Origin of the sequence: Floccifex sp. (assembly GCF_051873495.1) — a bacterium.
Taxonomy (GTDB): Bacteria; Bacillota_I; Bacilli_A; order Erysipelotrichales; family Erysipelotrichaceae; genus Floccifex.
In genome coordinates this window covers 1-1,869 of sequence record NZ_JBJEEX010000068.1, presented here as the reverse complement: position 1 = coordinate 1,869, position 1,869 = coordinate 1, and the positions used below count along the sequence as shown (strand labels likewise).

1 protein-coding gene is annotated in these 1,869 nt (G+C 35.0%); it reads left to right on the top strand.

The window, feature by feature from the left end; genetic code table 11:
* The first annotated feature begins 75 nt into the window (after positions 1-75).
* On the top strand, positions 76-1,692 hold the full coding sequence (locus ACI313_RS04125; RefSeq protein ID WP_439755347.1) for an IS1182 family transposase: 1,617 nt from the start codon (positions 76-78) through the stop codon (positions 1,690-1,692).
* The last annotated feature ends 177 nt before the right edge of the window (positions 1,693-1,869 follow it).

Here is a 1,869-nt window from a genome sequence, read left to right as displayed (position 1 = left end):
CCCTTTGAATTAAAAAACTACAGTTTACAAAAAAAGGCAGTCCCATTCGGGACTGCTTTTTTGTATACTTTTTTTATGCTAAAAAAAGAAAATATACATCAAGATTATACAACTTATTCAGCTGGATATCAACTCTCTTTAACGATGGATATTCAAGTTTATATTGCACCTCATGACCCTGTACGTTTGCTTAATCAATTATTGGAGGGATTAGATTATAAAAAATTATTAAGCACTTACTCTGATCAAGGGAGAAATTCTGTCGTACCACCGGTTATTATGTTTAAGATTTTAGTTTACGCGTATATGAATCGCGCTTTCTCTTCGCGAGAAATTCAGCGACTTTGTCAACGGGATATTCATTTTATCTGGTTGTTAAACGGTTATCCCGCGCCTAGCCATCATACGATTAATCGATTTAGAAAACATCATTTAAGCGATGGTGTCATGGAAGATTTATTTGATCAATGGATTGAGCGTCTTCACGCCTTAGATGAAATTCATTTTAAAAACCTATTTATTGATGGAACAAAAATTGAAGCGAATGCCAATCGTTATTCCTTTGTTTGGTTAAAATCAGTCACTAAAAATGAATCTAAACTTCATACAAAAATTGAAAAACTGCTTCAACAAATCAACGAAATGTATCTAACAACGTATCAGTTCAATTCGACTCAACCCTTAGATGTTTTAGAATCTTGTTTAATGAATTTGAAACAACGAGTGATTGAACAATCCATTGAATTTGTTTCTGGAAAAGGAAAGAGAAAAACCGTTCTCCAACGTCAAGTGGAAGCACTCGAGGATTATATTGAAAAACAGAACATGTATTTGACGTATCAAGAAAGGATTGGCGAGCATCGTTCAAGTTGTTCAAAAACGGATGTTGATGCCACTTTTATGAGAATGAAAGACGATCACATGAAAAATGGTCAATTAAAACCAGGATATAATGTCCAAATTGGCGTTGAAGCGGAGTATATTGTGCATGTTGGAATCTTTAGTTCGGCCAATGATGTCACGACTTTGATTCCCTTTCTGACATCCATGGAATCTCGATTATCTAACACATTTGAACGGGTGATCGCAGATGCAGGTTATGAAAGTGAAGAAAATTATGCTTATTTGAAGGAGAACCATCAAAAAGTTTTCATTAAGCCTCTCAACTATGAAGCCTCAAAAACAAGAAAATATAAAGCTCAACTGGGGAAACGAGAAAACATGGCATATGATGAACTCACAGATACCTATACGTGTGCCAATGGAAGAGTGTTAAAACCGATCGAAGTTAAAAGTCGAGAAAGTCGGACGGGATATCGAAAAGAAGTCACGATTTATGAATGTGAAACTTGCCAAGATTGTCCCTTGCGTTCCAAATGTACAAAAGCGAAAGAAGGAAACCATAAACGAATAGAAGTGTCTAAAAAAATGCTTTCGCTAAGAACAGAGTCACTTGAAAATATCCAAAGTGAAGAAGGGATTATTTTAAGAAAGAATCGCTCCATTCAAGTTGAAGGTGCTTTTGGCGTGTTAAAACAAGATTACGGCTTCAGAAAATTTTTAACCCGTGGAAAAGTTCATGTCACAGTAGAAATGTTGCTTCTATGTTTTGGATATAATGTACAAAAATTACATAACAAAATCCAAAACAATCGTTGCGGGCAACAACTCCATACACAAAAAGTGGCTTAAAAAATCAGAATATACGGTCATTTTGAAGGAAAGAAACGTCCTTCTTTTCATCGTACTCAAAAATAAATTCAATCCATAAAATTCAATCCAGGGCCTAATTTTTTTACGATGAATAGCCAAAAAAAGGAGCATGTCGCTCCATGACTATAAAATTTTAGTCATTTTGAGACAGCCCCT